This is a genomic window from Micromonospora sp. NBC_00860 (assembly GCF_045207375.1).
GTDB classification, from domain to species: domain Bacteria; phylum Actinomycetota; class Actinomycetes; order Mycobacteriales; family Micromonosporaceae; genus Micromonospora; species Micromonospora vinacea.
In genome coordinates this window covers 4,806,110-4,830,205 of the sequence record NZ_CP108825.1, presented here as the reverse complement: position 1 = coordinate 4,830,205, position 24,096 = coordinate 4,806,110, and the positions used below count along the sequence as shown (strand labels likewise).

Below are 24,096 nucleotides of genomic sequence, written 5' to 3'. Positions count from 1 at the left end.
GATGTGGAAGGGCTCAGACAGGGGGGCCTTTGTGGTGGTCGAGTTCGGCGCGGAGTGTGTCGGCGAAGCCTTCGGCCATGGCGAGTTGGTCGCGGAGGGCCGTGACGCGGGTGGTTGCGGCGGTGTGGAACATGGCGAGCCGGTCGAGCAGGGCGGCGCGGTCGGCGCCGGTGGCGGTGCCGAGGGCGTCGAGGACGGCGAGGAGGTCGCGCATCTCGTCGAGGGTGAAGCTGAGCGGTTTCATGCGCTTGACGACGGCGAGGCGGTCGAGGTCGGGCCCGGTGTAGAGGCGGAAGCCGCCTTCGCTACGGGCGGAGGGCACGATCAGGCCGGCTTCCTCGTAGTGGCGAATGGTGCGGATGCTCAACCCGACCCGTTCGGCGGCCTCGCCGATCTGCATGAGGCGACCGGTGGCCGGGCCGGAGACGTGCTGCTCCGCACCGATGTCCCGGCTGGTGGTGGCCATCAGTGGCCGACGCCGAGCTGACCGGCGAGGGTGCCGTGGATGCGGGCGCTGGGCTTGTTCAGCTCGATGATCTCGACGGTCTTGCCGCGGGTGGCGTACTTCTGCGTGATGGCGTCGAGGGCGGCCACGGAGGAGGCGTCCCAGACGTGGGCGTGGGTCATGTCGATGACCACCGTCTCGGGGTCGTTCGCGTAGTCGAACTGGCCCACCAGGTCGTTGCTGGAGGCGAAGAACAGCTCACCGCGCACCGAGTAGATCCGCGTGGTGCCGTCCGGGTCCAGGACGCTGGTGACCTCGACCAGGTGGGCGACCCGTCGGGCAAAGATCACCATGGCGGTGAGGACGCCGACCACGACGCCGATGGCGAGGTTGTGGGTGGCCAGGGTGGTGACGACGGTGGCCACCATGACGATGGTCTCGCCGTACGGCATCCGCTTGAGGGTGGCCGGGGCGACGGAGTGCCAGTCGAACGTCGACACCGCCACAATGATCATCACGGCGACCAGGGCGGCCATCGGAATCACCGCTACCACGTCGCCGAGCGCAACGACCAGGACCAGCAGGAATACGCCGGCCAGGAACGTCGACAGCCGAGTACGGGCGCCCGACGCCTTAACGTTGATCATCGTCTGACCGATCATGGCGCAGCCACCCATGCCCCCGAAGAAACCGGTGACGATGTTGGCCACGCCCTGGCCCCAGGACTCGCGGGTCTTGCTGGAGGGGGTGTCGGTGATGTCGTCGACCAGCTTGGCGGTCATCAGCGACTCCATCAGCCCGACCAGCGCGATCCCCAGGGCGTAGGGGGCGACGAGGGTGAGGGTGTCCATGGTCCAGGGGATCTGCGGCATTCCGAGGGTGGGCAGGCTGTTCGGCAGGGCTCCCTCGTCGCCGACGGTCGGCACCGCCACGCTGGCGAAGACGGTGACCAGGGTCAGGACCACGATGGCGACCAGCGGCGCCGGGATGGCGCGGGTGAGCCGGGGAAGCCCCACCATGATCGCCAGGGCGACGGCGACGAGCGGGTAGACCAGCCACGGCACGCCGAGCAGGTGCGGGACCTGGGCGGCGAAGATGAGGATGGCCAGAGCGTTGACGAAACCCACCATGACGCTGCGGGGGATGAAGCGCATCAGCTTCGCCACGCCGAGGACGGCGAGCAGGATCTGGATCGCGCCGCCGAGGATCACCGCCGCTATCAGGTAGTCCAGCCCGTGTTCCTTCGCCAGTGGCCCGACGACGAGGGCGATGGCCCCGGTCGCGGCGGAGATCATCGCCGGACGGCCTCCGCAGATCGCGATGGTGACGGCCATGGTGAACGACGCGAACAGCCCCACGCGGGGGTCGACGCCGGCGAGGATCGAGAAGGAGATCGCCTCCGGGATCAACGCCAGGGCGACGACCAGGCCGGCGAGAACCTCGGTGCGGAACACCTTCGGCGACAGCCAGGACGGACGGGACAGACGCGGTCGGTTGACCGCGGACAGCACAGAAGACATACAGCCATTTCCACTCGGGCGTCCCGTGGGCGCGCACAGTTTCGCTCAGGACCGGGCAGCTACTCATCGACCATTGCCCGGACGCGTGGTCGCCACGGGAGCCACGGGCCTCGCCCGGATAGCCGACAGCGAACCTACCCTTTCGTAAGGGGAGAGTTCACCGAGCGTGGTGATCATCACCGGGTCGCTCCGGTTCCCACGCGTGCCCGCCCAGCCGCTTGATGGCACCCGCAGCGTTCCCCACCCTGGAAACGGCGACGGCGGTCGACCGGGGCATCCGGTCAACCGCCGTGGAAGCGCCGCTGGGTCAGAGGCCGTAGACGGTCAGTTTCGTGCCGTCGGTGGCGTACACCCTGCCGTAGGTGACCACGAGCTGGTCGGTTGTGCCGGTGAACGGCGGTGCGTTCAGCGGGGCGCCGTCGACGGGGTTCAGGGCGTACACACGGTTGCCCTTGGCCGTGACGTACAGGACGCCACCGGCCATGATCGCCCGCTGGTCCTCGCTTCCCGGAATGCGCTTACTCCAGATGATGGCGCCGGTGCTGCGGTTCAACGCGTACACCGTGCCTGAGGAGGAGGTGGTGGAGGCGGAGGTGACGTAGAGCCGGGTCGGGGTGACCACCGCGAACTTCGGGTACAGGTTCGACGCGAGCCAGGTCAGGTTGCCGGTCGTCGGATCGAGGACCTGCAGGCTGTGTCCCCATCCGACGTAGAACTTGGTTCCCGTCTCGTCCGTCGCGAGCGGCCGGTAGTCGCGGCCCGCGATGGCGTTGATGGAGTCGCCGGTGGTGATGTCGACGACGGCGCTGGTCAGGGGACCGCCATTTCCGGCGTATCCGGACAGGAGGACGTGACCGCTCGCCGAAACCGGCTGATCCATTGTGACGTCCTGCTCCCACAGCAGTTGCCCGTCGGCGACGCGGTAGGCGCGCGCGTCCGCGCTGTAGCGCCCAAAAGCGCTGACCACGACGACACCCCGGTCGACGAGGATCTGCCCGACCGCGCCGTCGTCGCGGATGTCCCGAACCAGCGCGCCGGTCGGGGCGTCGAGCACGAAGATCCGTGAGACGTCGAGGCCAGGCTGGCCAATGACGATCGCCGCGAAGACGAGCTGGCCGGCCGTGTGGACGAGTTCCGTAGGTAGCGCGAACCTCTCGGGGTCCAGCTCGAAGCGCCACTTCTGCGCGCCGGTCACCTCGTCGGTGGCCGTGACACCGAGGCTGTCCAGGGTGTAGACCAGTCCGTCGGCGACGACAGGTGCGCGCTGGCCGGTCCGGGCCGGGCTGCCGGTGTGCTTGAGTTTGAGGTTCGCGACGGTCGGGACCGTCACGCTCGTCTCGTTGGGGTTGAACGCGCTGTTGCTGACCAGGTAGCCGGACATGGACCACCAGCCCGTGCCGCCCGCTGCGGCCGGCGTCGCCGGGACCGCCACCGTCGCCGCGAGCACCGCGGCAGCGGTCAGCGCCTTCACTGCGTGCCTCACTCGTACCTCCCCCGTTGGCGCGACGTCGAAGAACGCCGCGCGTGATTACCTCACGGCGGAATGCGCCCTCTACTGCTCCGGGCTGCCGTGCCGGTGATCCTATGGCGGCCACGGTGTCCAGGGTGGCCCCCTTTTCAACGGCCGTCTGAGCCTGAGGGAGGCAACCGAGTGGCATGCGTAGGTCCGTTGTGGATTGCCACGTTGCCGGCGCCTGTGGGGGCGCCGGCAACGCTTTGTCAGTTGGCGTGGGTCAGGCGGGTGGTGATGCGCAGGCCCAGGAGGGTGTCGTTCATCCACGGCACCCGCTCGCGGTGCAGACCGGCGGTCATCTGGTCGGCCCAGACCTCGTACCGCTGCATCAGCGCGTTGGCGCGGGACCGTGCGCTGGTGATCAGACAGTCGCCCAACGGGTCGCCGGGCAGGTTGGACGAGTCGACAGCGGGCTCGCAGGGCACCTTGAGGCTGGCCTGGTCGCGCAGCGGGCGGCTGGGGTCGAGCGAGCACGGCGTCGGCCCGCAGAGGGTGTAGTTCGCACTCGCCCTGGCGTAGGCATTGCCGATCTTGGCATCCGTCGGCATGTTCACCGGGATCTGGTACTGCCCGAACAGGTTCGCGGACAACACGTCGTCCGAGTCGAGGGCGTTGGGCAGACCCAACCGGGTGTACGCCTGAAGCAGCCGGGCCGCCGTGTTCACCTTCTTCAGGGCGGTCGGCACCGGCCCGCTGACCTGGGTGCTCTGGTCCCGGACCCGGTCGTACATGAACTTCTGCCGGGCCTGGAGGAAGCCGCGCAGGGTCGGCGTCAGCGTGGCGTCCAGCGCGGTGTTGTTCACGGCCGTCGCGCCGCTCGCGAAGTTGTACCGCCCGGACGGCCACTTCTGGGTCAGGCCCTGCTCGGGTGTGGTCTCGCTGTCACAGTTGAAGAACTCGCAGTCGACCTGGTAGACCTGCTCGTCTGGCCAGGTGTAGTCGGCGGTCCGTGAGTTCTGCCAGGTCGTGTTCGAGTTCAGCCGGAACCGGCTGTGGATCTGCAACCGCAGCTTGCCGTAGTGGCGGATCACCCCGGTGCCGTAGCCCGTCGTACGCGTGTAGACCCAGCTCGGGGTGTAGCAGTAGCCGACCTCGGGCAGCTCCCGAACACCGGCCGGCGGCTCGTCGGGTCGCGGTGTGTACGCGTGGTGGAGTGCCCGCACCATGTTCGACATCAGCTCGTAGCGAACGTTGCTGGGTCGGTCGATCTGCCTGCTGCCCTCACACGACGGCACCGTCGCCTCGTCGGCCTTGGCCGGCGCCGGGGCGAGGGGTTTGTCCGTGTCCCAGAACAGGTCGTAGTTCTTGAGCGTCTTCACCTGTACGCCATTGGCGTCCGGCTCCCAGCGGGCCTGGACCTCGTTGGTCCGGAGGGCGGCGAGCGCTGTCGACAGCTCGTTGGTGGCGCCGACGTACTCGTGGACGAGCCCGGTGATCAGGGCGTTGGCGTTGCCGTTGGCCGGCCGACCGAAGCTGGCCGCGACGTCGGCGATGCGGGTGCCCTCCGCCTCGATCTGCGCCGCCCGACCGGCGCTGACCTGGGCGGCGTACGTCGGGTTCTGCAGCATCAACATGGCGTACGCCTGCGCGCCGAGGTTCCACACCGTCGGGTTGCCGACCGGCGTCGACGGTTCGACCATCGACGGGTCGCGTCCGCTGGCGACCCGGGCCAGGTAGTTGATCGACCTGGCCTCGCCGAAGCTGTTCAGTACGGTGGTCGGGTCGACCGCCGGGTTGTCCGCGTCGGTACCGGGCACCACGAAGGCGGCACCGCTGGCCAGCTGCGTCGAGGTCAGGTGGAACTCGTTCTCCGGGCCGACGAACTCGCCGTACGTCGGGATGGGTTGACCGAAGTTCTCCAGGTAGCCGATGTACTGGTTGATGTCGGCGCGGGCGTCGTGCAGGGTGGCGTCGCCGATCGCGGCCAGCACTGTGGCGGCGATGTCCTCCAGGCGCAGGCCGAGCTGGGCGACCTGCTGCTGGACGAGGGTGATCTGCGCGGTGTTGCCGGCGATCGCCGCGTTCAGTTTGTCGAACTGGGCCATCATGTTCGCGTACACCGTGTTGATCTGGGCCTCGACCCGCGCGAAGCTGGCGCGCATCTCGTCGCCCAGGGCCCGCACCTCGTCGCGCAGCGCTTTGACCTGGGCGAGGATCTGCGCGTCCAGCGACGGTCCGCTGCTGCCGAAGAGCCCGACGATCGACATCACGGCACCGAAGACGTTGCCGGTCATCGCCAACGTGGCGGTGCTGAAGATCGAGCCCGCCAGTCCGCGTCCGGTGATCGCCGCCGCGTACTTGGAGATCGCGCTGATCGTGGTGAGGACCGCCTCGCCGATCACCTTGGACTTCTTGCCGGCATCAGGGTCGGCGAACCCGATGAGGGTCGAGACCATGCCCACCCCGGCCTTGACGTCGGAGATCGTCTGCTGGCGGTCCTTGTCCCGGTCCTCGGCGGCCTTCTTGGCCGCCGCTGTGCACGCGGCGCTCGGCGGCCCCTCGGGAGGGCACTTGCGGTTGTTCTCGCCGATCTCAAGACGGATCTCCAGGCTCAGGCCGAGCAGTTGCGCGTGCAGGGAGGCCAACTGCTGCTTGGCGGCCGCGACGTACGCCACCGAGTCATCGCGCAGCGCCAGGATCGCGTCGAGGTCCACGTGTGAAAGGCCCGGGTCCTGGCTGAGTTCCTCGTAGGTGCTGGTGACGTCCACCCCGAACGGCTCACCGAGGACGGCGTTCCACGCGGTGGCGACCGGCGCGCTGGCTGCCCCCGCCTGCCGGACCGCGGACCACACCGCGGCGAGAGCGTCGTCACGGCCGCGCAGCCACTGGGCGGTCCGCAACGCGCCGGACGCGAGTTCCTCGCGGGTGTCCCACGGTTCGACAGTCTTGCCGATCACGGCCCCGACCAGGCCGGTGATCTCCGGCGAGGTCCGGGTGTCGCCGCCGGCAGTGCCGAGCAGGACGTCGACGGACTTGAGCAGCAGGTCCTGCTCGGGCAGCAGGAGGTCGAACGTGGTCAGCGAGCTGTCGAGCAGTTGCTGGCGTTCGGTGAGCTGGATCTGTGCCTGTTTGGCAGTGGCGTTCGGGTGCAGCCGGTGCCACTGGACAAATTCGGCAGACAGCACGACGGTAGTGATCCGGGCGGCACCCTGGAGATGGAGTTCGGCGACCTGGCCGAAGGCCCGGTCGGTGAGCGTCGCCTGAGGGACGGGGACGGGGGCGGGATCGGCGGACGCGGGTTCGCCGAAGAGCACGCTTGCCGCCGTCACCGCGATCATCGTCAGCACGGCGGTCCCGCGCCTGGTGCGCGTGGAACGTTTTATTGTCATGCCGCGAACGTATTGAGCAGCCTGAAAGGGCGCTGAAACCGCGCTGACCCGCGCAGGGTGCCGCTCAGCCGGCGGCCTGTGACGCGGCGGGCACGTCGAGGGCCGGCGCCACGACGGCGAACGCCTGGTCCATCAGTTCGGCCAGGTGCTGCTCGTCGTCGCCCGGCTGCCACCGCTGGAGCACCGTGTCGAGTGCCAGCAGGGCCATCCCGGCGGCCATCCGCGGGTAGGGGTCGGTGTGCGGGTCGAGGCCGCAGCGGTTGGCCAGCTCGGCGGCCAACTCGGCGCGCCACTCAATCTGACGTTCCAGCCAGCGGGCGTGCAGGGCAGGGGTGTCCAGGATGAGACGGACGACGACTCGGGCTCGCTCGGAGTGTTCCGGGTGGTCGTTGCAGGCGGCGAGCGGCACCCACAGGGCGTGGCGCAGCGCGACCGACTGTGGCTCGGCGGGCGGCCGGGCGGTGAGTTCGGTGATGATGTCCGCGCTGGTGTCGGCCAGGAACCGAACGACAACGTCCTCTTTGGACGCGAAGTAACGGAAGAAGGTACGCCGGGACATCCCGGCGGCCGCCACGATGTCGTCGACCGTCACCACGTCGAAACCCTTGGTGGCGAGCAGCATCAGGGCGGCGTCCCGCAGTTCGTCGGCAACGAGCTGGCGTTTGCGTTCGGCCAGGCTGTTGTCCGCACGAGATCTCATCCGCCGATGCTACGTCATCCGGTGCCCCCTCATGCCCGTGTTGGCATCGCGCGCACTGCTTGACACTCAGTGCCATCGATAGCACAGTGGGTCGCATGACTGTCGATGGCTGGTCCACTGAGCAGATCCCCGACCTGAGCGGCCGTACCTTCGTCGTCACCGGTGCCACAGCCGGCCTCGGCCTGGTCACCACCCGGGCGCTCGCCGTCCGCGGCGCGCGCGTCGTGCTGGCGGTCCGCGACGAGGAGCGGGGCCGCCGGGTGGCGGCCGACATCACCGCCGCCCACCCGGGCGTCGACCTGGAAGTCCGGCGGATCGACCTGGCCGACCTCGACTCGGTACGCATGTTCGCCGACCGTATGCACACCGACCACAGCCGGGTGGACGTGCTGGTCAACAACGCGGGGGTGATGGCCCTGCCCCGTACCCTCAGCCCGCAGGGGCACGAGGTGCAGTTCGCCACCAACCACCTCGGGCACTTCGCTCTCACCGGGCTCCTGCTCGACCTCCTGCTGGCCGGCCGGGACCCGCGGGTTGTCACTGTCACCTCGGTCAACCATCGGCAGGCCAAGGTGCGCTTCGCCGACCCGACCGGCGAGCGGGGCTACTCCCCGATGGGCTTCTACAACACGTCCAAGCTGGCCAACGCCATCTTCGGCTACGAACTGCACCGGCGGCTCAGCGCCGTGGCCAGCCCGCTGCGCAGTTTCCTCGCCCACCCCGGCTACACCGCGACGAACCTGCAGAGCAGTGGCACCACACCGATCTGGCGGCTGCTGCTGGGCCGCATCGGCAACCCGCTCCTCGCCCAGCCGGTCGACCGCGGCGTCTGGCCGCAACTGTTCGCCGCCACCGACCCGGGGGCGCAGCCGGGCCAACTCGTCGCCCCCGGTGGGCCGGGCGAACTGCGCGGCCACCCCGCGCCGGCGAAACTCTCCGCGGCGGCGACGGACCCGGAGCACGGCCGCCTTCTGTGGGAGCTGTCCGAGCAGGCCACCGGCGTGCGGTTCGGCTCGCTGCTACCAGCGGACTGATCGCGGACCATCCCACAGTCGTCACATTCCGCCGCGTCAGATCGTCCAAGGGGCGAGCAACCACAACGGAGGAAAGATGTTCGCTGCCTACGTCACGGTCACCATTCTGGCGTCGGTCTTCACCGGCTTCGCCGCTGCCACCTATCTGATCGGCCACGACTACCCGAAGGCACAGGCGGACATGAAGGGCGTGCCGCGCTTGTGGGTACCGCGGTTGGGCGTGGCGTTGGCGGCAGGCTCGTTGGGGCTGCTGGCCGGCTTCGCCGTACCGCTGCTGGGCACTCTCGCCGCCTCCGGGCTGGTGCTGTACTTCATCGGCGCGCTCATCGCGCACCTGCGCGTCGGCTCCCGCCAGCTGGTGGGTTGGGCCGTATTCTTCGTCACCGTGGTGGCCGCACTGACGGTGAATGTGCTCCACCACTGGTGAACCGTCAGCTATGACGTGAGGCAGCCGTCGCGCATCTGGACGGCTCGGTCGCAGCGTGCGGCGATAGCTGTGTCATGGGTGGCCATGATGAGAGTCGTGCCCTGCTCATCGCGCAACCTCAGCAAGAGGTCGACGATCGCGGTGCCGGTCTGACTGTCGAGATTGCCGGTGGGTTCGTCGGCCAGCAACAGGGCAGGTTGGTTGATCAGCGCGCGGGCGATTGCGACCCGTTGCTGCTGCCCACCGGAGAGCCGCGACGGCAGGGCGGCGGCCCGGTCGGCGAGCCCCACCATCGCCAGCAGCTCCTGTGCACGGGCGACCTTGTCGAAATCGGTGCGGAACGGAATCAGCGGTGCCATGACGTTGTCCAGGGCAGTGAGCGTGGGCAGCAGGTGGAACCGTTGGAACACGAAGCCGACCCGCCGCCGGTAGGCCGCCAACCCCCGGCCGGACAGGCCGGTCACCTCCTGACCGCCGACCTCGATGGTGCCACCGTCACACCGTTCGATGGCGCCGATCAGGTGCAGGAGCGTCGACTTGCCAGAGCCGCTCGGCCCGGTCAACGCGATAGCGGTGCCGGCGGCGATCGCGAGGCTGACGTCGTTCACCGCCACCAGCGGTGCACCGTCGGGCAGCGGGAAGGACTTCCGTACCCGGGTGAGACACACAAGCGGCATGGTGACAGTGCTCGACGCCGCAGCTGACGTCCGTTCCATCGGACCTACTCCTTTGCCGCTCACCCCTCGGCGAGCAGGTGGGCGGTGGGCAGTCGGCGGAGCACGGCGATCGGCACCACCACCGACAGGGCGGAGACGGCAACGCCGAACACCAGGGCGGCTCCAGAACACCAGAGGATCGAAGCGGTGACGCCCCCGGTGAAGGCCGCCGCCGCGCCAAGGCCGGCAGCGGCACCGAGCGTGCCGCCGATGGCACCCATCCCGATGGCCTCGATGATGACCAGCCGGTTCAGCATTGCGTCGGTCCAGCCGACGGCACCGAACAGGGCGAACTCGGCGGCGCGCTCGGAGATGTTGAGATAGAGCACGTCAGCGACCGACACGATGCCCAGCACGATCGTGACCGCCACCGCGATGTGATCGACGGTGCGGGCCTGGAGGGTGATGGCGTCACCGAGCAGGGTGCCGGTGATCGCCCCACGGAACGCGAACGTGATGGCCAACAACATGGTCAGCGCGGCCACCCCGATCATCAGACTCAGCGCGCCGAGCGCGGTCCGACCGGGTGTGCGGGCAAGGTTGGCCAGGGCGAGGGTGACCAGCCGGCGCGGCGCCTGCCGGCGGAGGGCGAAACCCGCGACGGCGGGGCGGATGATCTCGCCGGGGTCCGGCCGGGCGGCCCGCCAGGCCGGCCAGCCGCCGGCGAGCAGGGCAAGGGCCACCGCTGCGGGTACGGCGAGCAGCGTGTGGATCCAGGCGATGTTGAGCCCGAGACCGAACGCGATCCCGAGCGCCAGCCCGGTGCCCGCGATGCCCGCGGCGAGACCGATGCCGACGATCTCGATGAACATCAACTGGAGTAGGTGCCGTCGGCCCCAGCCGAGGCAGGTGAGGATGCCGAACTCGGTGCGTCTGGCGCGGATGGCGGCGGTGTTGGCGTTGAGCACCGCCAGCGCGCACACCGCGAGCACCAGGACGGACAGCAGCACGCTCTTGCGGTCGGCCGCGCGGACGAGCACCGAAGCGACGCCCTTCTGCACCCAGGGCTCGGCCACGGCGAGATCGGGCCGGCCGTAGTTACCCGCCGGATAGTGCACAGTCACCGCGGTGGGTGACGACCCCAGGGTTATGTCGACCTGCAGGCCGGTGCGTTGCGCGATCTCCTCGGCGATCAGCCGGACCCGCTCCCGAGAGACCGGGTCGATGCCGACCTCTCCGGCCAGCCGGACTCGCACCACGCTGATCGGTGCGCTGGTGTTGAGCTGGTACTCCGGGTAGCTGGGCTCGGTGCTGTATGCGCCGGGATCGAAGATGGCCGGCAGGGCCGCCATGGTGGTGAGCATCAGCGGAGGTTGGCTGAGCAGGCCGGTGACATTCGAATTCGGGGCCAGCCGTCGGCCGCCCAGCGCCTGCCGTGACGTTTCGTCGGCGCCCTCGGCGCCCGGGTTGAAGTACGTGTCCATGGGCACGGCCGACAGCGCGCTGCCCAGCGAAACCTTGGCGGGGTCGAAGGTGCCCACCGCGCCCAGCGCGGCATCGGGCATGCTCACGTCCCCCGGCTGCTCCTCGTAACCGTGCGCCAGGTTCCGATGGACGGCCACCTCGCTGCGCACGCTGGTGTCGGCGAACTCCATCGGCACGTGCCGGGACGACCCGCCGTCGTCGGCGCCCTGACCCCAGATCTTCAGGTCGTACGGATCTGGCTGGGCCCGCAGACCGTCCCCGGCCCGCACCCTCTTCGGCGGTCCGACGGTCCAGAACTGGTCGAGCCACCTGGTGTTCGACGTTGCCAGGTCGTACTCGACGCCGAGGTCGTCGGGGCGGAGCATCCGGTCGAGCAGGTTCTGGTACGGCTCTTCGAACGACATCGTCCGTTGGGCGACCGGCGTGCCGGACTCGTTGACCAGAGCGGCGCGGAGCCGCTGGTCGTCGGCGGATCTCCGGACCAGCTCGGGCGCGTCGGAGTTCAGGCGCTGCACTGTGACGTTGAGCGTCCTGTCGACCTGGGGTCGGTCTGCGACGAGGATCGGGAGCACCGAGTAGGGGTACGGCATTCCGTCCAGCCGCCGTGAGGTCGGCGCTTCGGCCGAGGTGAAGTATCGGCCCGAGGTGACGGCCTGGTCCAGCCCGGCCAGCGCGGCCTCCGACTCCGGGTCGACCGCGGCCATCAGGAACGGCACCGTCCACGCCAACGTGACTGTCGGCCGCGTCGATTTTCCCTCGCGATCCGTCGAGCCCATGCCGCCGACGCACGTCAACGACGATCGGGCTCGGAGGTCGGTCGGTGCGAGCCACTCCTCCGCGGTGATGGCCGGAGCTGCTGGGCAGATCTTCACCCGCTGACCGTCGGCGTCGACCTCCTCCGGCGGCGGCAGGCCCCCGCCGCTCTTCAGTTCGCTGTTCGGCACCACGTCCAGCCGGTTCCGCGTCGCGTAGAGGAACGCCGGCCCGTCCGGGATCTGGCTCAGCCCCGCGTCCGTCGCCCAGGTCGGCTGGACCCGCAAGACCTGACGCTCGGCGGTCGGGTCAAGGTGATCCGACAGGTCGACAGTCACGGGCACTGTGCGCATCACGTACCCGATCATCGCGACCGGTGCCGCCACCGACACCCCGCGCACCGCCTCGATCTCGCGCCACTGATCGTGGGTGATGCCGCCACGCATGCCCGCCAACTGGCCCGACTGGACCAGATTGCGCTCCTGCTCCAGCGGCAGCACCGCATCCTTGGGGCGGACCAGAAGGTCGTAGACCGGGCGGTAGTTGGCGCTGACCGTGCCCACCGCATCCAGTCGGGAGGTCACAGCGGCCCCGGTGAGCACTGTGAACCCGGCTACCGCGACGGCGATCATCGAGAGCAGGGCCAGCGACCGGCGCAGCCGTACGCGCCATTGCGACGCGGCTATCCCCAGCATCGACACACCGTGCCCCCCATCGTTGGTCCTCCAGCATGAGGCCGTCGGTCAGATGGTGACATCCGACCGACGGCCGCGAATCGACGATCAGCAGCAGCCCGTGGAGTAGCTCACGTAGGACGCGTTGCAGTCTCTCGCCGTGTTGGCGTAACAGCGGACCTGCCCCGCGACCACCTTGTTGTAGTAGTAGTAGCAGAAGGGCCCTCCACACCCGACATAGGCGAGAGAGCAGACGTTGCACGCGGACGCCGTGGCCTTCGGCAGCAGCGTGGCCAGTAGCTTGTCGGCCAGCTTGTTGATAATCATATGACCTCTCTCCTTCTCCGTCGGTACGACGGTTTGTCGACAGAGGCCACGATTTCATCGACCGCTTACGATTCGCTAACGGTGCGCTAATGCCCCGACGAGCGGCTGTGGATCGGCATTCACACTGGTCACGACCGCCCGGCGCACGATGATGGCGGCCATGCTGCCGCCCGTGCGGTGGTCGTCGGTGGCAGGTGGGCGGCGGTGCTACCGCTGACCGCTCGCGCGGATGATGCTGACCAAGCGGCCGATTCGTTGACCGGGTGCGACGCCGAGGTCCCCGGCCAGGATCTCGCACAACCGGTCGTGAGCGGCCAGGGCGGACGCGACGTCACCACGCCTCATGTGTGCCTCGATGAGGTGCTCCCAGGCCCGTTCCCGGTACGGCCACTGGCGTACGAGCGGCTCCATCGCGTCGATGACGGGGTTGTGGTCGCCAAGGACGAGTTGCGCCTCGGCGAGGTCCTCCATCGCCCGCCACCGTCGCTCGTCCAGTGACGCCGCCACCACTGCCACCCCAGCTGACCGGGCATCGACGCAGGCGTCCCCCCGCCACAGCCGCAGTGCCGCGGAGAGGGAGGCGACCCGGCGTTCGGCACCTTCGGGGAGCCGAGCGCCGGCGCCCCGTTGCGTCAGGTCGTCGAAACGGGCGAGGTCTGTCGACGCGAGGCGGGCGCACAACAGGTAACCCGGTGGACGGGTCTGCAGGATGCTCACGGCGTCCGGCCCGCCGAGTCGCACCAGGCTTCGCCGCAGGGCGCAGACGTGGCCCTGTAGCTTCGTCGTCGCCGTCGCTGGCGGGTGGTCGTCCCAGATCACCTCGATGAGACGGTTGACGGCGACCACCGTGCCCAGGTTGAAGGCGAGCGCCGCCAGCAGTGCTCGCCTGCCCAGGCCGCCGACGGCCATCGGCTGCCCGCCGACGGTTGCCTCGATCGGACCCAACAGTGACACTCTGAGCAGGGTGTTAGCGTTCACATCGAGGTCCGGGTGGTGATTGCGCCGTCGTAACCGGATGCCTGGAGTTGGAACAGCTCGGCATAGCGCCGTCCCGATGCCATCAGCTCGTCGTGGCTGCCCTGTTCGAGGATGCGGCCGGCGGCCAGCACGGCGATGCTGTCCGCCTCCCGGACGGTGTTGAGCCGGTGCGAGATGAGCAGGCTGGTGTGTGTGCGGCGCAGCGACATCAGCCGCTGGTTGATCTCGTGCTCGGTCGCCACGTCGAGACCTGACGACGGTTCGTCGAGGATCAACACGTCCGCGCCCTCCCTGAGTAGGGCTCTGGCCAACGCCAGCCGCTGCCACTGCCCCCCGGACAGCACCACCCCCACCCCGGGCAGATCCCCGTCGCTGAAGGTTCGCGTCAGCATGGTGTCGTACCCGTTCGGAAGCGCGCCCAGGGTGGCGTCCATGTCCGCCGATGCGGCTGCTGCCCGTACGCGCGCCCGGTCGTCCAACGCGCTGATGTCGCCGACCGCGATGTTGTCGTGGGCGGAGAACTCGTAGGTCATGAAGTCCTGGAATGTCGCCCCGAGACGGGCGCGGAGCGAAGCCGGGTCGATGGTGGTGATATCGACGCCATCCCACCGAATGACGCCCTTGTTCGGGACGTGAAAGCCGCAGAGGAGCTTGACCACTGTCGACTTTCCGGCGCCGTTGTCGCCCACCAGGGCGAGGGACGAGCCACAGGGGATCCGCAACGTGAGACCGCGCAGGACCCAGTCGTGCTCGGGGGCGTACCGGAACCAAACGTCGTCGAACTCCAGGCCTCGCCTCAGTGGCGGCAGCGCGGGCAGCGCAACAGCGCGTCGAGCCTCGCGGATCACCGCGGTGATGTCGACGTAGTGGCCGAACACGATCAACGTCTCGCCGAGCATCGCGATCTGTCGGACCAGGCTCGACGCGGACATCTGCAACGCGGTCAGTGCCGCGATCACGAGTACGAGGTCACCGACGGTGCCATGTCCGTCGACCACCCGTGCGACGAAGACGGCCAGAGCGACCAGCGAGACGATGCCGGTCAGCGTCGCGAGGGCGCTGTCGACCCACAGGGCCAACCGGTCCTGGTGACGCTCCTGTCCCTGTGCCGCGCGCAGCTCGCGCAGCAGGCGACCCTGGAAGAACTGGCCGAGCCCGAACAGCCGGATCTCCTTCGCGGCGCGCATGTCCAGCAGGAGTGCCGCGTAGAACGTCTGCCTGCGAAACATCGGCACGGTGCGTTCCAACATCGCCCCGCGCATCCGAGCCAACCGGATCTGGGCCACGAGCGTGGGCAGCACCGCCAGCATGACCAACGCGCTAACCAGGGGAGACCAGCGCACCAGCGTCACGCCGAAGGCGATGATGGTGATCATCTCCTGCCCGATGCCCAGGACCATGCTGTTGAGCTGGGTCGGCGCGAAGCGACTCGCCTCGTGCGCGAGCCGGAGCCGATCATGAAACTTGCTGTCCTCCAACTCCGTCAGCCGAGGGTGCGCCGACACCGCGGTGAACAGTTCCTGCTGCGTGCGTATCGTCACCCGGCGTTCCGCGTCCCGCTGTACGTACTGCGAGACGTGCAGGATGACTGGCGACACGATGGCCAACGCGCCGAAACCGACGACACCGAGCCAGATCGTCGACGTGGCGTCGGCGGAGAGACCGTCGATGAGGGCTCGCGTGAACCAGGCGGTGGCTACCGCGGTCAGACCACCCACCACCATGATCACGATGCTCACCGCCGCCGCCCAGGGCGCGGCGCCGAAGTAGATCCCGAACGCGCGACGCATCAACGCTGCCGACCGCCTCATCGGCTGCCCAATACCTCGCCCAGGTCATGCCCGCGTGCCGCCAGTCGTCCGTCCGCGCCGAAGAGCACGAACGACGGAGTGCCCTGCACCTGGAAGGCGGCCATCACCGCGCTCGGGCTGTCGTCCATGACGAGGAGGCCGGCCTTCCGCAGCGTCGGGCCAAGCTCGTCGGTCATGCCCTCACCCACCGTGAGGAAGCTGACCACCCGTACGCCCGTGCCGCCGAACTCCTCGGCTCGGTCGGCCAATTTCTCCGCCTGCGTGGGGCAGTGTCGGCATCCGGCGGAGAAGAACCCGATGAGGGTCGGGCTGCCCGCGAGGTCGGCGCTGGAAACCTGGCCGTCCGGTGACACGAACTCTGGCAGGGTGGCACCGACCGACAGCCCCGAGGCGGGCGGCGAGTTCATCTCGATGAGTTTCGCCTCCGTCTCGCGTAGCCGCCTGATGACCGCGGCGCTCAGCGCGAGGTCGACGAGGACGAGCGCCGCGAGTATGCCGACGGCGGTGGACAGAAATAGCACTGTGGGCTCCTTGGATCGGGGCGTCGAGGCGCAGCGCACGAGAAGTGCGCGATCGATTGGAGAGATTCAGCGCGCGTGCGACGCTCCACGAAGGAGCCAGGTGAGGTCGTCAAGCCTGACCAGCGTCGTGACGATGAATCCCGTTAGGGAAAGAGCCAATATGAGGTCCGGCGGCTCTAGACTTCTGAGTGATATGGCGGGCAGGGTGATCGCGCCAAGAAGGGCGCCGACGGCCGTGCTGGCGAGGAAACCACTGCGAGCGACGTGCCGCCACGCAACGGGCGTGTCCGTCGGGCCGAAACAGTGGCACCCCGCCGTGGACCCTTGTCGGACGGCCCGCGCGAGCACGACGGTGAACGCGCCGAAGAGCAGCGCAGCTGCGGACAGGCCGATGACCGTGCCGTTGGGCCAGAGGACAAGCGCCAGTACGACAACCTCGGACGCGATCGATGCCATCGCCACCGGGCGGGACCAGCGCACGGGGGCCACCCGCAGTTGGGCAATGGCGTCGGCGAACGCGCGAAAACCTATTCGGCTACGCACTTTTCCGATGGCGGATATCGCAAGAACGCCGGCCAGCGTCAAAATGGACACGACAACAGCGACACCCACATCGTCCCCCATTCCCCGTGGCGCCCCTGTGCCGAGGTGCGAGTCGCACAGACCTCAAGAACCCCGGCTGGGGAACCCGAGGTTATCGGCGTGATTCGATGCTGTCAACGGGTTGATTTGCCGCCGGAAAGATGAGAGTAATACCCCTCAGGGGGGTTTTATGACCGAGGAGTCACAATTCCTGATCACCGTCCTGGGTGGGTTTGCCGCGCTTGCGGCACCCGTCGTCGGCGTTGCCCTGGCACGCCAACGACTGATGATAGTCGATGTGATGGGTGACAGCATGGTTCCCGCTCTGGCTCACGGCGACCGCCTCGTGGTGCGCCGAACGCGCCGACTCCGGGCCGGTGGCATCGTCGTCGCGCGCCATCAGGAGGGTGGTCCCCGGGCTGTCGTCGCGGGCTCTCCCGCGTCCGGCTGGCTGGTCAAGCGCCTCGTGGCGCTGCCGGGCGACGCCGTCCCGGAAGTGGTCGCCCCGGCCGTCGGTGCCGGGGTGCGGCAGGTGCCGGCCGGCATGGCGGTGCTGCTCGGCGAGCATCCGGACAGCGTTGACTCGCGTCGGTGGGGATTCGTGCCGCTGAAAGACATTGAGGGCGTTCTGGTCAAGCGGCTGAGGTCTAGCGGCCGGTAGGGCAAGCGGCTATTGCCGAGTCATTGGCGCACATCTATAGTTGCGCGGATCACAACAATCATGGCCGTGGTGACGCGGCCGGGTCGTCGAAGCGCTTCGACGATTCGTCGTTTCAGGCCCGTCAGCCGGGTGTCGAGCCTGGTCACGCCGGTCTCGACGCCCCGCTGGGCGTCTGTCGTACGACATGAGGAGAACCGCATGCGGAACTGGCGCCTCCGGCGCGGAATCACCGCGCTCGCGCTCGCCCTGCTAGCCCTACCGGCCGTTCCCGGCACCGCGCTCGCCGAACCCACCTACCCGTTCCGAGATCCCCACCTACCCGTGAACGCCCGGGTCGACGACCTGCTCGGCCGTCTCACCCAGGACGAGAAGATCTCGTGGTTGCACCAGTACCAGCCGGCCATTCCCCGGCTGGGCATCGGCCTGTTCAAGACCGGCACCGAGGCGCTGCACGGGGTGGCGTGGTCCACCGACATCGACAACAACGGCGCGGTGGTCAAGGCCCGCGGCACCGTCTTCCCGCAGCCGGTGGGTATGGCGAGCACCTGGAACACCGACCTGATCCAGCAGGTCGGCTCTGCCGTCGGCGACGAGGCGCGCGGCTACCACGCGCAGAACCCCCGGGTCTGGGGGCTCAACCTCTGGGCGCCGGTGGTCAACCTGCTGCGTGACCCCCGGTGGGGCCGCAACGAGGAGGGCTACTCGGAGGACCCGCTGCTCACCGCGGCGATCTCCACGGTGTACGGCTCGGGGATGACCGGCGGTGACCCGAACCACCTGAAGAGTGCTCCGACCCTCAAGCACTACCTGGCCTACAACAATGAGGTCCGGCGTGACGTGACCTCGTCGAACGTGCCGCCTCGGGTGCTCAACGAGTACGACCGGGCCGCCTTCGAGCCGGCCATCGCCGCCGACGCGGCGACCGGGATGATGGCCGCGTACAACCTGGTCAACGGCCGTCCGGCCACAGTGGACCCGGACCTGGCCACTGTCGTACGCGGTTGGACCGACCAACCGCTGATGAACGTCACGGACGCCTGGGCGCCGAACAACCTCGTCGCCTCGCAGGGGTACTACGCCACCCAGGCCGAGGGCAACGCGGCGATCATCAAGGCCGGCCTGAACAGCTTCATCACCGACGACACCAACGCCCAGCCGACCATCACCGCCATCAAGCAGGCCCTCGCCACCGGCCTGCTCACCCAGGGGGACATCGACGCCCGGATCCGCGAGATCCTGAACGTCCGGTTCCGGCTGGGTGAGTTCGACCCGGGCGGCGGCCGGTACGGCGGCATCACCCCTGACGTCATCAACAGCCCCGAACACCAGCGACTGGCCCGGCAGGCCGCCGGCGAGGCGATGGTGCTGCTGAAGAACGAACGGCAGGCACTGCCGCTGGACCCGGCCCGGACCCGCAAGGTGGCGGTGCTCGGCCCGCTGGCCGACACCCTCTACTCGGACTGGTACGGCGGCGACCTGCCGTACCAGGTGACGGCGCTCGGCGGCATCCGCGAGCGGCTGGGCAGCTCGGCCAGTGTGAGCGGGCTCGACGGGGCGGACCGGATCGCCCTGAAGGACGTGTCGACCGGCCGGTACGTCTCGGCCACCGGCACCACCGACGCCGACCGCGTCCTCGGGACCGGTGCCACCCCGGCGCTCGTCGCCCAGTTCGACGTGGTCGACTGGGGGCAGGATGTGGTGACGCTGCGCAACGCCGCGAACGGCCGCTACCTCGGCTACAACTGGGGGCCGTTCCTCACCCGGGACGAGCAGCCGAACGGCTGGTACGTCCAGCAGCAGTTCAAGCTGGAGCCGCAGGCCGACGGCACTGTGGTGCTGCGCTACGTGGGCTACGAGACCAAGGAGAGCTGGTTCGGCGCCGACACGTACGTGACGGTCGGTGACGACGGTGCCCTCAAGCTCGGCGCATCCACCCCGGCCGCCGCGACCCACTTCAGTCGCGAGGTGATCAGCAGCGGGATCGACCGGGCGGTGGCGGCGGCCAAGGCCGCCGACACCGCCGTGCTGGTGGTCGGCAGCAACCCGTTCATCAACGGCCGCGAGGCACACGACCGGACCTCCACCGCGCTGAGCGCCGGCCAGGAGGCGCTGGTCAAGGCCGTGGCCAGGGCCAACCCGCGGACCGTGCTCGTGCTCCAGACCAGCTACCCGGTCACCATCCGGTGGGAGCAGGAGCACGTGCCGGCCATCGTCTGGACCACCCACGCGGGAGCGGAGACCGGTCACGCCATCGCCGACGTCCTCTTCGGCGACCGCAACCCGTCCGGCCGGCTCACCCAGACCTGGTACCGCTCGGATTCGCAACTGCCACCGGACCTGCTGGAGTACGACATCATCTCGTCCGGGCAGACCTACCTGTACAGCCGCGCGAAGCCGCTCTACCCGTTCGGCCACGGGCTGTCGTACACCCGCTTCCGGTACGGCCAGCTACGTGCCGGTGCCCAGTCGGTCGCGGCTGACGGCACCATCACGGCCAGTGTCGACGTGACAAACGTCGGCAGCCGGGCCGGGACGGAGGTCGTCCAGCTCTACACCCACCAGCGCACGTCGCGGGACACCACCCCGATCCGCCAGCTCAAGGCGTTCCAGCAGGTGAAACTCGCCCCCGGGGAGACCCGTACGGTGACCCTGCGCCTGCCCGCCGCCGACCTGGCGCACTGGGACGTCACCCGCAGCAGGTGGGTTGTCGAGTCGTCCGTCCACGACCTGATGGTCGGGGCGTCCGTCGAGGACATCCGGGCCCGCGCCGCGGTCCGGGTCCGCGGTGAGACCATCCCGGCTCGCGACCTGTCCCGGCCCACCAGGGCGGAGAACTTCGACAGGTACGCGGGGGTCAGGCTCGTCGACGAGACGAAACCCAGCGGTACGGCGGTCGGCGCCACCGCGGCCGGTCAGTGGATCTCCTTCGACGGTTCCGCGCTGCGTGCCTGCGCGCGCACCTTCACCGCGAGGGTCGCCAGGGCCGGTGCGGGCGCCGGAACCGTCCAGATCCGGTTGGGGTCGCCCACCGGTCGGCTGCTGGGCACGGCCACAGTGCCCAGCACCGGCGACGACTACCGGTACGTCAGCACCAGCACCCAGTTGGCCCGGGCCGTCGGCAACCATGACGTGTTCCTGGTGTTCGACTCCCCGCTGCGGCTGGCGGAATTCTCCATCAGGTGACCGGAGCCCGGGGCCGGGTCGATCGTCGACCCGGCCCCGGGCCTGCGGCTGGTCAACTCGCGGTGCAGGTCAACGTCGGCGTGCTGGGCGTGCCGGTGGACGAGCCGAGGAACCCGACGTCGCGGCGTCTCGATTGATCGGGTCCCGGGGCGGGATGGCCGTCGGTCTGGTCCGGGGTGGCCGCTGAGCCTCTCGTGACCGTCGGCGTGGGCGGGGTGTCAGTGGGCTTCGGTGCCTATGGAGCTGATGCCGCAAACGAATCAGGCAAGGGAATCCGTGGCGGTGGGATCGCGGGGGTCGGCCGGGGGAACCGCCTGACGGTGGCGTCGTGACGATCGCGGGGGATCGCGCGAGGGCTTGTCGCGGGGGCGGTTCGAGGGGGCAGGCTATCGGTGATGTCGTAGACGATTCAGCTCCAAAGGAAGGCCGGACCGGCGGCAGCCCCTGGTCTGGCAGCCCCCGGGGTCGCCCTGACTGCTCGCGACGAGCCCCGTGTCGTGGCTGCGGATTCGTCGGACGACGTAAGCAGGGGTGTGCGGTCGGCAGGGTTGATCTGCCCGATCCGGGGGCATTTCGGCATAGACGCCCTCCAATTGCCGGTTGCATTGGTCAGACGTGTGACCTACGCTCCCAGTAAGAATTTCGGGGCGGTTAACAAAGAGTGCGGTCGGGGCGACGGAAGTCCCCGCCGGCCCTTAGTGGCGTCGCTGTTCCGTACTCGTCGCTCGATACGCACTGTGGGCACGACATCGACGACCAGTGAGAGGAACAGACGTGAAGTCAGCCATATCCACCGCTCGAATGTCAGTGTTGGCGGTGGCGGCGCTTGTCGCCGCCACGCTGCCGGCAGTGCTGACGAACCAACTACCGGCCTCGGCCGCAGTCCAGGCAACCTACTATGTTGCTCCGGACGGTAACGACGCCAATCCGGGGACCATTCAATCGCCGTTCAAGACTGTTGAACGCGCGCGGGACGTCGTTCGCACGATAAATTCGACAATGAGTGGTGACATCAACGTATATCTCCGCGGCGGTAGATACCCGGTCACCAGCACCGTCGAGTTCGGTGCCAGCGACTCCGGAAACAACGGGTTCCGGGTCGCCTACGCCGCCTATCCCGGCGAGACGCCGGTCCTCGACGGCGGCGTCCCGGTGACCGGATGGTCCCAGCACACCGGCAATATCTGGAAGGCGCCGCTCGACCGCGCCAACAAACTGCGGGCGCTCTACGTCAATGACAAGCGCGCGTTCATGGCGTCGAAGACGATCAGCTCGGCGGGCTGTTACGGAACGTACAACATCACTGCCAACCAGGCCGCGTGGGCCTGGGAATCGGGCTCGCAGTGCGACGGCGCAAAATACAGCCTGAACGATTTCCCTGCCGTCGCCCGCAACCAGGACGACATCGAGATCGAGACGGGCACGACCTGGACCACTGCCATCGTGGGCGTCCGCCAGGTGACCACGAGTTCCGACGGCGCGAACCGGGTCGCCCTCTTCCAGCAACCAGGCGCGGCCATCGCGCAGGGCGCGTTCAACGGCAACGCCCAGGTCGGTGGAACCCACAAGCTCATGAACGCGTACGAGTTCCTGGACGCCCCCGGTGAGTTCTACTTCGACAAGGGCACCCGGACGCTCTACTACTACAAGGCCAGTTCCGAGAACATGTCGACCGCGACGGTCTACGCGCCGAACAACGTCTCCACCGTGCTGCGGGTCGCCGGCACCTCGACGAGCAGCCACGCGCGCAACATCACGTTCTCCGGCCTGACGGTGCAGCACTCCGACTGGAACCTGGTCAACGTCGCAGGCTCGGTCCTCAAGCAGGCGCAGCAGGGCAATCTGAGCGCGAACGTGTACGCCAAGGGCAACTTCCACGTCTACCACTACCGCAACGTCGACGTGGTTCCCGGCATCGTCCAGGTGCAGAACGCCGACGGGATCCTCCTGCAACGCAACCGGATCCAACACACCGGTGCCGACGGGATCAGCATGGTCAACGACGTGCAGGGCACACAGTTGATCGGCAACCACACCAACGACATCGCCGGGTCCGCGATCCTCGTCGGCCATCCCCAGCACGTCTACGTCGGGGACGGCACGTCGACCAACCGGGAGAAGTACTCGGCGTCGGTCGAGGGGCTACCGAAGAACATCGACATCAAGAACAACTACCTCTACGACAGCGCGGTTCTGTTCAACGGGCACAGCCCCATCTCCGCGTACTTCGCCGACACCCTCACCATCCAGCGAAACCGGATCGAGAAGACCCCGTGGTCCGGCATCACGCTCGGCTGGGGCTGGTGGAACTTCGACGGGTCGTCGGGCTCGATCGTGCCGAACCGGCCGACCACGACGGCGAGGAACAACACCATCAGTTACAACCACATCATCGACACGGTGCAGCGCCTCAGCGACACGGCCCCCATCTACACGCTCGGAAGTCAGCCCGGGACCACCATCACCAACAACTATCTCCAGGGGGTTCCGTCGGGCCACAAGTACGGACTGCACCCGGACGAGGGATCGGCGTTCATCACGTTCCGCGACAACGTGCTGAGTATCGACAAGAACGTCACCTGGATGATCAACTCGGACGACTTCGGCCGGAAGCACGATCTGAGCATCACGCAGATCTACGGCCCGATCAACAAGGTCTCGAACAAGAACCTGCCGAACAGCACCGTCGCCGACATCCTCGTCTCCTCCGACTACGTCTGGCCGGCGGCGGCGTACGGCATCGCCGCGAATTCCGGCCTTGAGGACGCGTACCGGGACATCATTCCGGCGAGCAATCTCTCCGCACCGAACTATGTGCTGCCGGCCAGCACCTTCGTCGCCAGTGCCACCGCGTCGATCCCGATCCGGAGCATCGGCGACGCCACCAGGTCGGTCTGGTTGGCTCCGTCCGGCACGACCACCTTCACCGCCGGGGCGACGATGACCAGGGCGGCCGGCACCGCCACGTCCATCGCCGTGCCGGCCACTCAGGGCGAGTACCGGCTCTTCGTCGTCGACGCACAGGGCAACCGGTCGGCCGAGTCGACATCGATCGTCCGGCAGCAGCAGGGCGGTGGCAGCGGTACGGGGAGCGGGCAACTCGTGGGTGGCCAGTCCGGCCGCTGTGCCGAGGTGCCCAACTCCTCGACCACCAACGGCACCCAGACCCAACTCTGGGACTGCTCCACCGGCGCCAACCAGCGGTGGACCCACACCGCCAGCAAGCAGCTGACCGTGTACGGCAACAAGTGCCTGGACGCTTCCGGGGCGGGCACTGCCAACGGCACCGCGGTCATCATCTGGGACTGCCACGGCGGGCTCAACCAGCAGTGGAACGTCAACGCCAACGGCACGGTGACGAACGCCCAGTCGGGGCTCTGCCTCGACGCCAACGGTGCCGCCACCGCCAACGGCACGAAACTCATCCTCTGGTCCTGCAACGGCGGCACGAACCAGCGGTGGACGCTGCGTAGCTGACCGGCAAGACCCCGGGGCCA

17 protein-coding genes are annotated in these 24,096 nt (G+C 68.5%); 5 read left to right on the top strand and 12 right to left on the bottom strand.

Annotated elements, in window-relative coordinates:
- Window positions 1–13: 13 nt before the first annotated feature.
- The 5 genes from OH804_RS22070 to OH804_RS22050 form a co-directional block, all read right to left on the bottom strand.
- Window positions 14–466, bottom strand: a complete 453-nt coding sequence (locus tag OH804_RS22070) for a MerR family DNA-binding transcriptional regulator (protein WP_406059219.1) — start codon at window positions 464–466, stop codon at window positions 14–16.
- The gene (locus OH804_RS22065; RefSeq protein ID WP_406059217.1) at window positions 466–1,965 is read right to left on the bottom strand and encodes a SulP family inorganic anion transporter; all 1,500 of its coding nucleotides are present in this window, start codon (window positions 1,963–1,965) and stop codon (window positions 466–468) included. The genes OH804_RS22070 and OH804_RS22065 overlap by 1 nt, the downstream gene beginning before the upstream one ends.
- Window positions 1,966–2,272: 307 nt before the next feature.
- Window positions 2,273–3,448, bottom strand: coding sequence for a PQQ-binding-like beta-propeller repeat protein (locus OH804_RS22060; protein ID WP_406059215.1), 1,176 nt, complete (start codon window positions 3,446–3,448; stop codon window positions 2,273–2,275).
- A 236-nt stretch (window positions 3,449–3,684) separates the two neighbouring features.
- Complete coding sequence (locus OH804_RS22055; protein WP_406059213.1) at window positions 3,685–6,807, bottom strand: hypothetical protein; 3,123 nt, start codon at window positions 6,805–6,807, stop codon at window positions 3,685–3,687.
- A 64-nt stretch (window positions 6,808–6,871) separates the two neighbouring features.
- Window positions 6,872–7,507 (bottom strand): TetR family transcriptional regulator, encoded by a 636-nt coding sequence (locus OH804_RS22050; protein WP_196921387.1) that lies wholly within the window; start codon window positions 7,505–7,507, stop codon window positions 6,872–6,874.
- Window positions 7,508–7,602: 95 nt separating this feature from the next.
- Between OH804_RS22050 and OH804_RS22045 the strand changes: the two genes are divergently transcribed.
- Entirely contained in the window at window positions 7,603–8,541 is a 939-nt protein-coding gene (locus OH804_RS22045) for an oxidoreductase (protein WP_196921388.1), read from the top strand.
- A 76-nt stretch (window positions 8,542–8,617) separates the two neighbouring features.
- The gene (locus OH804_RS22040; RefSeq protein ID WP_406059210.1) at window positions 8,618–8,968 is read left to right on the top strand and encodes a DoxX family protein; all 351 of its coding nucleotides are present in this window, start codon (window positions 8,618–8,620) and stop codon (window positions 8,966–8,968) included.
- Window positions 8,969–8,976: 8 nt separating this feature from the next.
- Here the strand turns inward: OH804_RS22040 and OH804_RS22035 are convergent, their stop codons facing one another.
- The 7 genes from OH804_RS22035 to OH804_RS22005 all read right to left on the bottom strand — a co-directional run bounded on the left by OH804_RS22035 (window position 8,977) and on the right by OH804_RS22005 (window position 16,767).
- A complete protein-coding gene (locus OH804_RS22035) occupies window positions 8,977–9,684 on the bottom strand; it encodes an ABC transporter ATP-binding protein (RefSeq protein ID WP_269215270.1) in 708 nt (235 codons plus the stop codon).
- A gap of 20 nt (window positions 9,685–9,704) precedes the next feature.
- A complete protein-coding gene (locus tag OH804_RS22030) occupies window positions 9,705–12,557 on the bottom strand; it encodes an FtsX-like permease family protein (protein ID WP_406059207.1) in 2,853 nt (950 codons plus the stop codon).
- A gap of 87 nt (window positions 12,558–12,644) precedes the next feature.
- Entirely contained in the window at window positions 12,645–12,863 is a 219-nt protein-coding gene (locus OH804_RS22025; protein WP_210781026.1) for a hypothetical protein, read from the bottom strand.
- Between the two features lie 207 nt (window positions 12,864–13,070).
- Window positions 13,071–13,817, bottom strand: coding sequence for a BTAD domain-containing putative transcriptional regulator (locus tag OH804_RS22020; protein ID WP_406059205.1), 747 nt, complete (start codon window positions 13,815–13,817; stop codon window positions 13,071–13,073).
- A gap of 20 nt (window positions 13,818–13,837) precedes the next feature.
- The gene (locus OH804_RS22015; RefSeq protein WP_406059203.1) at window positions 13,838–15,631 is read right to left on the bottom strand and encodes an ABC transporter ATP-binding protein; all 1,794 of its coding nucleotides are present in this window, start codon (window positions 15,629–15,631) and stop codon (window positions 13,838–13,840) included.
- A 17-nt stretch (window positions 15,632–15,648) separates the two neighbouring features.
- Window positions 15,649–16,173 (bottom strand): TlpA disulfide reductase family protein, encoded by a 525-nt coding sequence (locus tag OH804_RS22010; protein WP_406059201.1) that lies wholly within the window; start codon window positions 16,171–16,173, stop codon window positions 15,649–15,651.
- Window positions 16,174–16,239: 66 nt separating this feature from the next.
- Window positions 16,240–16,767: a MauE/DoxX family redox-associated membrane protein gene (locus OH804_RS22005; RefSeq protein WP_406059199.1), complete on the bottom strand. Its 528-nt coding sequence runs from the start codon at window positions 16,765–16,767 to the stop codon at window positions 16,240–16,242.
- 178 nt (window positions 16,768–16,945) lie between these two features.
- Between OH804_RS22005 and OH804_RS22000 the strand changes: the two genes are divergently transcribed.
- The 3 genes from OH804_RS22000 (at window position 16,946) to OH804_RS21990 (ending at window position 24,076) form a co-directional block, all read left to right on the top strand.
- Complete coding sequence (locus tag OH804_RS22000) at window positions 16,946–17,416, top strand: S26 family signal peptidase (protein WP_406059197.1); 471 nt, start codon at window positions 16,946–16,948, stop codon at window positions 17,414–17,416.
- Between the two features lie 198 nt (window positions 17,417–17,614).
- Window positions 17,615–20,599 carry a glycoside hydrolase family 3 C-terminal domain-containing protein gene (locus OH804_RS21995; protein WP_406059195.1) on the top strand — a complete coding sequence of 995 codons (2,985 nt, stop codon included), beginning with the start codon at window positions 17,615–17,617 and terminating at the stop codon, window positions 20,597–20,599.
- 801 nt (window positions 20,600–21,400) lie between these two features.
- Complete coding sequence (locus OH804_RS21990; RefSeq protein WP_406059193.1) at window positions 21,401–24,076, top strand: RICIN domain-containing protein; 2,676 nt, start codon at window positions 21,401–21,403, stop codon at window positions 24,074–24,076.
- Window positions 24,077–24,096 lie beyond the last annotated feature (20 nt).

What these genes read in the sequence shown, in the direction of transcription:
- OH804_RS22070 (WP_406059219.1), bottom strand. Translation starts at nt 466, where the DNA reads ATGGCCACCACCAGCCGGGACATCGGTGCGGAGCAGCACGTCTCCGGC.
- OH804_RS22065 (WP_406059217.1), bottom strand. Translation starts at nt 1,965, where the DNA reads ATGTCTTCTGTGCTGTCCGCGGTCAACCGACCGCGTCTGTCCCGTCCG.
- OH804_RS22055 (WP_406059213.1), bottom strand. Translation starts at nt 6,807, where the DNA reads ATGACAATAAAACGTTCCACGCGCACCAGGCGCGGGACCGCCGTGCTG.
- OH804_RS22050 (WP_196921387.1), bottom strand. Translation starts at nt 7,507, where the DNA reads ATGAGATCTCGTGCGGACAACAGCCTGGCCGAACGCAAACGCCAGCTC.
- OH804_RS22045 (WP_196921388.1), top strand. Translation starts at nt 7,603, where the DNA reads ATGACTGTCGATGGCTGGTCCACTGAGCAGATCCCCGACCTGAGCGGC.
- OH804_RS22040 (WP_406059210.1), top strand. Translation starts at nt 8,618, where the DNA reads ATGTTCGCTGCCTACGTCACGGTCACCATTCTGGCGTCGGTCTTCACC.
- OH804_RS22035 (WP_269215270.1), bottom strand. Translation starts at nt 9,684, where the DNA reads ATGGAACGGACGTCAGCTGCGGCGTCGAGCACTGTCACCATGCCGCTT.
- OH804_RS22030 (WP_406059207.1), bottom strand. Translation starts at nt 12,557, where the DNA reads ATGCTGGGGATAGCCGCGTCGCAATGGCGCGTACGGCTGCGCCGGTCG.
- OH804_RS22025 (WP_210781026.1), bottom strand. Translation starts at nt 12,863, where the DNA reads ATGATTATCAACAAGCTGGCCGACAAGCTACTGGCCACGCTGCTGCCG.
- OH804_RS22015 (WP_406059203.1), bottom strand. Translation starts at nt 15,631, where the DNA reads ATGCGTCGCGCGTTCGGGATCTACTTCGGCGCCGCGCCCTGGGCGGCG.
- OH804_RS22000 (WP_406059197.1), top strand. Translation starts at nt 16,946, where the DNA reads ATGACCGAGGAGTCACAATTCCTGATCACCGTCCTGGGTGGGTTTGCC.
- OH804_RS21995 (WP_406059195.1), top strand. Translation starts at nt 17,615, where the DNA reads ATGCGGAACTGGCGCCTCCGGCGCGGAATCACCGCGCTCGCGCTCGCC.
- OH804_RS21990 (WP_406059193.1), top strand. Translation starts at nt 21,401, where the DNA reads ATGTCAGTGTTGGCGGTGGCGGCGCTTGTCGCCGCCACGCTGCCGGCA.